Annotated in this window: 6 protein-coding genes and 1 pseudogene; 4 read left to right on the top strand and 3 right to left on the bottom strand. The window is 58.4% G+C overall.

What is annotated here, in order from left to right; translation table 11 throughout:
- The 3 genes and pseudogenes from SA87_RS04035 to SA87_RS04025 form a co-directional block, all read right to left on the bottom strand.
- Positions 1 to 904: RNA-guided endonuclease InsQ/TnpB family protein (locus tag SA87_RS04035; RefSeq protein WP_066199558.1), on the bottom strand; the 904-nt coding region annotated here is incomplete at its 3' end.
- Positions 891 to 1460, bottom strand: a pseudogene (locus SA87_RS04030) (IS607 family transposase). The gene SA87_RS04035 and the pseudogene SA87_RS04030, both read right to left, overlap by 14 nt.
- A gap of 86 nt (positions 1461 to 1546) precedes the next feature.
- Entirely contained in the window at positions 1547 to 2332 is a 786-nt protein-coding gene (locus SA87_RS04025; RefSeq protein WP_066199556.1) for a Fic family protein, read from the bottom strand.
- Positions 2333 to 3071: 739 nt separating this feature from the next.
- Here SA87_RS04025 and SA87_RS04020 point away from each other — a divergent pair.
- The 4 genes from SA87_RS04020 to SA87_RS13050 all read left to right on the top strand — a co-directional run bounded on the left by SA87_RS04020 (position 3072) and on the right by SA87_RS13050 (position 6164).
- Positions 3072 to 3758 (top strand): IS607 family transposase, encoded by a 687-nt coding sequence (locus SA87_RS04020; RefSeq protein ID WP_066199555.1) that lies wholly within the window; start codon positions 3072 to 3074, stop codon positions 3756 to 3758.
- A 272-nt stretch (positions 3759 to 4030) separates the two neighbouring features.
- Positions 4031 to 4843 carry a carbon-nitrogen hydrolase family protein gene (locus SA87_RS04015; protein ID WP_066199553.1) on the top strand — a complete coding sequence of 271 codons (813 nt, stop codon included), beginning with the start codon at positions 4031 to 4033 and terminating at the stop codon, positions 4841 to 4843.
- A 98-nt stretch (positions 4844 to 4941) separates the two neighbouring features.
- Complete coding sequence (locus SA87_RS04010) at positions 4942 to 6024, top strand: MFS transporter (protein ID WP_169816900.1); 1083 nt, start codon at positions 4942 to 4944, stop codon at positions 6022 to 6024.
- Positions 6021 to 6164 carry a hypothetical protein gene (locus SA87_RS13050; RefSeq protein WP_156423692.1) on the top strand — a complete coding sequence of 48 codons (144 nt, stop codon included), beginning with the start codon at positions 6021 to 6023 and terminating at the stop codon, positions 6162 to 6164. Before SA87_RS04010 ends, SA87_RS13050 begins: the two co-directional genes overlap by 4 nt.
- Positions 6165 to 6166: the final 2 nt, after the last annotated feature.

The following is a 6166-nucleotide window of genomic DNA, read 5'->3' as shown; positions in this document are numbered from 1 at the left end:
GGACGAGTTCGGTCGTGAGCTTGTGGAGGAAGTCCAGCCGGATGTTTCGAATCCGGCGGTGGAGTCTGGCGATCTCGAGACGCGTCTTTTCGTAGTTCTTCGTCCGTTCGATGAGCCTTCCCTTTTCTTCGTCCCTCACACCGCGGCGGGAAAGCTTTCGCTGAAGTCTTCTCAGACGTTTGAGCGCGCGCCGCAGAGGTCTCGGAGCATCGGTCTTTCGGATCGCCCCCGTTTCATCCGCCAGCGTCGTAAAGCTTTTCAGGCCGGCGTCGATCCCCGCCGCCGGCCCCTTCGGCGGAGGGGGATCGGGAATCTCTTCTTCCACCGTGAGGCTCACAAACCACCGATCGGCCTCCCGGCTTACGGTGGCGTGGAGGATGCGACCCTGGGGAAGATGCGCGCGCACCACACCGCCCTTCTTCCGGCGGATCGGTTTTTCCTTGAGGCGTACCGCACCGATCCGGGGCAGCACGATGTGCCGCGCTTTTCCGGGATGGCGAGGGTCTAGTCCGTCCAGAAGAAGGCGAATCGTGCCGGAACTGTTATCCAGCCGGAAGCTGTCCCGCCGGTCGTGCTTGCGCCGGAACTTCGGATGGCCGACCTTCCGGCCGGTCTTCCGCCCGCGAAAGAAGTTTTGGAACGCCTTTTCCAGATCCCGAAGCGCTTCCTGCGGCGCCCATTTGGACACTTCATACATCCACGGGAAGTCCGTCTTCTTGAGGCGGTTCAGTTCCCGGTGGAGTTCGATCGCATTTGTCGTGCGGCCTTCTTTTTCGTAGATCTCGATCCATCGCGCGAGGCCCCAGTTGTAGGCGAAGCGGGCGGCCCCGGCGTGCTTGGCGAGAAGGATGCGTTGTTCCGTGTTGGGATCGAGTTCGTACCGGTAAGCTCTATGGATCTTCATGCCGAAGCACCTCCGGCGCCTTTTTTGCCCGGCGTTTCGCGGAACGCCTGCCGTACAGACGGGCGGCCGGAGACGTGAGGACCTCGGTCATATCGCGCACTAGGTCGTCCTCCTCTCTTTCTTCGACCACCAGAAGGCGCCGTCCCTGTGCCCGAAGGGCCGCTTCGATGGACTCGAAACCAAAGCGTGCCAGGCGATCCCGGTGTTCGACGACAATCGTCGCGACGTTCGGGTCAGTAAGGAGCTTCACGCGTTCCCTCCGCTTGCCGTTCAAACCGGACCCGATCTCCTTGACCGTCTTTCCGACCGAAAGGCCCTTGGCATTGGCAAACTCTCAAAGCCTCACCACCTGCCGCTTAAGATCTGCCTTCTGGTCGGAAGATGACACCCGGGTGTAAAGGGCGACGAGGCCTTCCCTGGGTGCTTCGGGTTCGTGGACGAGGATCGTGCCCGAGGGGGTGATTTCGAACGGCACGGGCATTGTGTCTTCCCGCACCCAGCGCCAAGCTGTCTTGTAGGTGATGCCGCGCTTTCTTGCCCATTCGCTCAGCTTCATGGGTATATTTACTTGAGAAAGGAATAAAGGTCAATTGTATTTTAAGCTGCTGGCAACCCTCGAATTTATTCGGGGAGGACGTCCCATCAGAGAGACGGTCCTTTCGGCTTCTTCGCCTTCAGAGATACTTTGCCGGCGATCTCAAGCCGCAAGCGGAGCTCCTCTTTTACCCTCTCCGCCACCAGCAGGGAGAACGGCTCCAGGTCTCCGCTTACAGAAGCGTCTTCAAGGGTGTCCAGGTACCTCTCCCGGTCTTCTTTCCGAATCACCGCCGGAGGATAGCCATCGGACAAGAGGGAAAAATTCATGAGCAGCCGTGCCGTCCGCCCGTTGCCGTCCGTGAAGGGATGGATGAAAACGAATCGCCAGTGAAGCCACGCCGCCAGCACGACCGGGTGCTCCTTCTCCTTGCGGGCGGTGTACTGTTCAATCATGCTCCGCACGAGATCAGGGACGTCCCACGCGGGCGGGGGCACGTGACGGCTGCCGGCAATCCGCCTTCCTCCCCTGCGGTACCTCCCGGCTTCCTCGGGCAGGGTGGATTTCAGGACCAGTCTGTTAAGTTCCCGGATCAGTCCCTCAGAGAGGGGCTGTTTCTCACGAACGACGCTTTCCATCCACTCGATGGCGTCCCGATGATCCACAACCTCCAGATGTTCCCGCAGCGTTTTTCCGCCGATGGTAAGCCCATCGAGCAGGACAAGGCGCGTCTCGCCAAGATCGAGGGTGTTTCCCTCCAGAGCCGTTGAGTGGTGGGTCCACTCCACCAGCAGGTACTCCCGAAGCCGCCGGGCTTCTGCGGGCGTAAGCGGCCTTGTTCGATCCAGCTCCCTCTTAAGCCGATCGACCTCGACGAGAACATTAGATAACATGGCCGCCAATTCACCACCTTGCAGGTCTTACATTCAGGGCCGTAATGTCTATTGGTGAATTAAGTCCGCTGGGTCGACCCTCTTCGCCTGACGAAGTGTGACGTCAGAACGAATAGAACCGTCAAAAATGCGGCTGCTCCCCTTGTGATCCTTTCGTCTGCCGGTTTGAGGCATACGGAACTCCCGGTCTGTGGGCGCTTCCGCCCATACCGGCTTCATCGTTTGAGATTCTGCACCACAGCCGTCAGAATGGCTTCCCCAGCAACGCTTTCAAGCCACGGCTTCGAGCACGGATTAAGCCGTGCAGCTCTTTAACTTCGGCAAAAAGGCGTTCCATGACGACGCGTCGCGTCCGTTTGGCCCGGTCATGCGGTTGACCATGATCTTACTCCATTTTTGGCGTGCTTTCTCCATGACGAGTTCCGGATCGACGGCCGGACGGCCGGTGCGTTCCGAATCAAGCGGGGTGATCTACTCATGGATCGCAGAGAAGTCCCATTTGGATTGACGGGAAGTCAATCGTTGAGGCGGCAGGTTTGAATCTCCTTTTTGAGAAAGGGATGCTCGCTTTGATTGAATGAATTCGATCCATAGGTCCGGTTTTCCTTCAAAACGAAGAGGTTTTTCACCGGCCGTTTAGAATGAGGCAAGAAACAGCGTTCGTTTCTTTCGCTGGTATTCGCAAATGTTCTTGACATTTGAGGCCACCTGGTATAAGCTGGTACCGGGTGGTATCTCAATGAAACTCTACTCCATCGGCGAATTCGCCCGGCTTCTGGGCGTCAGCGTCTCGACCCTCCGCAACTGGGACAAAGAGGGGAGGCTCAAACCCCTCCGGACGCCGACCGGAAAACGGCGGTACACGGAAGAGATGCTCTTTCAGGCGCTGGGGATGAAACGGGCGGAACGGCCCAAGAAGACGGTCCTGTACGCCCGCGTCTCCTCGGCCGGGCAGAAAAACGATCTGGAAACCCAGACCGAATTCCTCCGGCAGTTTGCCGTCTCCCGCGGATACGGCGTCGATGAGGTCATTGCGGACATCGGCTCGGCGCTCAATGACCGGCGGAAAGGCTTCATGCGCCTCGTCTCCATGGTGCTGCGGGGAGAGGTGGAACGGGTCGTCATTGCCGACAAAGATCGACTTGTTCGGTTCGGCTTCGAGTTTTTCGAGGACCTGTTCGCCAAATACGGGGCGGAGATCGTCGTCGTCCACCGGGACGAAAAGGCGGCGCCGGCGCAGGAACTGGCGGAAGATCTGGTGCGCATCGTCCGGCATTTCGCCGCCCGGCTGTACGGGAGCCGGTCGTACCGGGCGCGAAAGCTCGTGCGGACGGTCAGGGAGGCCCTGGGCGATGAAGCGAACCGTTCGGCGGAGGAGTCTTCCGCTGAACCGAAGAAAGCGGGAAACCCTAAAGCGGACGATTGAGGCCTATGCCCGGCAGAAGGACGCCTTTTTCGTCCGGTACGCGCATCTCGCCTTCCTCCCTTATCTGGGACCGGGCGGCCGCCGGGCGCTTCGAGACGTGCTCGTCCGGGCCGGCTTCAAAAGTCCTTACGGCCTTCAGGCCCGCCTGTGGACGCTGGCGCTGGAAGATGCGCTCCTGACGTCTCACCCGGCCGCGGGTCAAAACCGCATCGGTACGTTGTGCAAAACTCCCCGGGCTCCCGGAAGCCAAATGAAGAAAGGAAAGAACGCAAATGAACCCTTTCACGGTCGGGCTTGTACAGTTTGGCGTCGATCGGGCCAAGGAACGGAACTTGGAAAAAATAAGAAATCTAATGTCGGGCAAACGAGATGCGGAACTTATCGTGCTTCCGGAGTATGTCAATTTCAACTTGGAACACCTGTCTCCTGAAGAAGCGTTTCAACTGGCCGATTCTTTGGACGGGGCATATATGACGTCGCTTCAAGAGATGGCCAAGACCCATAAAGTTTACTTGGTCGGGGCGTTGCTCACGAAAAGCCCGTATCCGCCTAAAGTGTATAACACCGCATTCCTCATTCGGCCGGACGGTCATCTCTTGGCAACCTATAGAAAAATTCATTTATATGATGCCTATCATTACAAGGAGTCCGAATATGTGATGCCCGGAAATGAGAAGCCTCGTGTGATCGATATCGGCAAAACGAAGGTCGTTCTTTCGATCTGCTTTGATCTTCGATTTCCCGAGCTGTATCGAACGGCGGCGCTAGAAGGGGCCGAACTGTTTCTCACCCCCGCGGCGTGGTATTCCGGACCGATGAAAGAAGAAACTTTGCTAACGCTGGCCAGGGCGAGAGCGATTGAAAATACCTCGTACATGGTCATGGCCTCCCAATTCAGCAAAGTTTTTACCGGGCGATCGGCGGTCGTTGACCCTTATGGAACGGTCATGATGGATATGGGAGCGGGTGAAAAGTATGGAGAGATCACCCTCGACCTAAATGTTGTTCGGGAAAGCCGAACGATTATTCCTACTTTGACCCTTCGAAGGCCGGAAGTGTATTTTTCCCGTAATGGTGGGGCATGATCAGATCAACCAATGTTCAACTTGGAGGGATGGTTATGAACGGCGCCAAGGCCTCCTCGCCCCCCTCTCGGCTTTCGCCGGCCATTGCGACGGGCGTGATGACCGGCACGATTCTTGAATGGTATGACCTTTTTTTGTTTGCCATCGGGGGCGCCTATGTCGGAAAGGCTTTTTTCCCCTCCGACGACCCGCTGGCGGCGCTTCTGGCCGTTTATGTGACGTATGCCATCACCTTTGCCATCCGGCCGATCGGGGCCATTTTGTTCGGCTATATCGGGGATCGGCGCGGGCGAAGAGAAGCGCTGTTCTGGACGCTTTTCCTCGCCGGGATCTCGACATCCTTGATCGGTCTTATCCCTTCGTATGCGCGGTGGGGTGTGTGGGCGCCGATCGCCGTCGTCTTCCTGCGTCTTCTTATGGGCCTTGCGGTCGGCGGAGAATGGGGAGCAGCGACCAGCTACATTTACGATGCGACGAAGCGGAAAGTCGTCGCCCAGATCGTCGTGCAAAGCGGGGTGCCGGGCGGGATCATCTTGGCAGCGGTCGTGCTTTTGGGAATCGAATCCCTCCTCGGAAAAGGCCCCATGGAAGCGTGGGGTTGGCGGATCGCCTTTCTTCTCAGCATCGTCCTCGTCGGCATCGGCCTCATGTTTCGTATTCGATTCCCGGAGGCGTTCGAATACGAAGCGGCCAAAGAAGCGGCCAAAAAAGAAGCGGGTGAACTTCCCGATCCGCTGAAGACGGTGATCGTCCGCCACCCGCTTAAGACGCTCGCGGGCATTTTGCTCACGGGGGCGGTCGGCGCAGGGTTCATTTACAGCTGGACGACGCTTCCCGCAACGGCGATGGCCAAAGGCGTCATCTCCACCGACGCCTACATCAAGATCGTGCTTCTCTACGGCGTGGTCGAACTCATCGGCGTCATCTTGGGCGGGCTTTTGAGCGAAGCGTTCAGCAACCGCACCTTTGTCTATGTGGGACTTTTCGGGCTTACACTAACCGGGCTCTCGGCGGTCATTGCGCTTTCTTCACCGTGGTTCCTGGTGCTCGCGGTGGCCTTGGGCGGCCTTTCGCACGGGCTGGTGTACACCACCCAGGCGTCGTACCTGGCGGGCCTTTTCCCCACCCTGGCGCGCACGACGGGCATCAGCTTCTCCTATCAAATGGGAACGGGCTGGTGACGGGAACGACACCGATGATCACGACGTCGCTCGTCAAAGCGTACGGTTTTGCCGCGAGCGGGATTTATGTTGCGCTCCTTCTCGTTCTGGCGGCGGCGGTGGTGACGTCGATCTCCAAAAGGCCTTCAACCGGCGCGTGAGG

Source organism: Hydrogenibacillus schlegelii, assembly GCF_001653195.1.
GTDB classification, from domain to species: Bacteria; Bacillota; Bacilli; order Thermicanales; family DSM-22653; genus Hydrogenibacillus; species Hydrogenibacillus schlegelii.
This window is presented reverse-complemented; position numbering and strand designations above follow the sequence as displayed.

Excerpts from the sequence above, each read along its gene's own strand:
- SA87_RS04025 (WP_066199556.1), bottom strand. The coding sequence starts at position 2,332 with ATGTTATCTAATGTTCTCGTCGAGGTCGATCGGCTTAAGAGGGAGCTG.
- SA87_RS04020 (WP_066199555.1), top strand. The coding sequence starts at position 3,072 with ATGAAACTCTACTCCATCGGCGAATTCGCCCGGCTTCTGGGCGTCAGC.
- SA87_RS04015 (WP_066199553.1), top strand. The coding sequence starts at position 4,031 with ATGAACCCTTTCACGGTCGGGCTTGTACAGTTTGGCGTCGATCGGGCC.
- SA87_RS04010 (WP_169816900.1), top strand. The coding sequence starts at position 4,942 with ATGACCGGCACGATTCTTGAATGGTATGACCTTTTTTTGTTTGCCATC.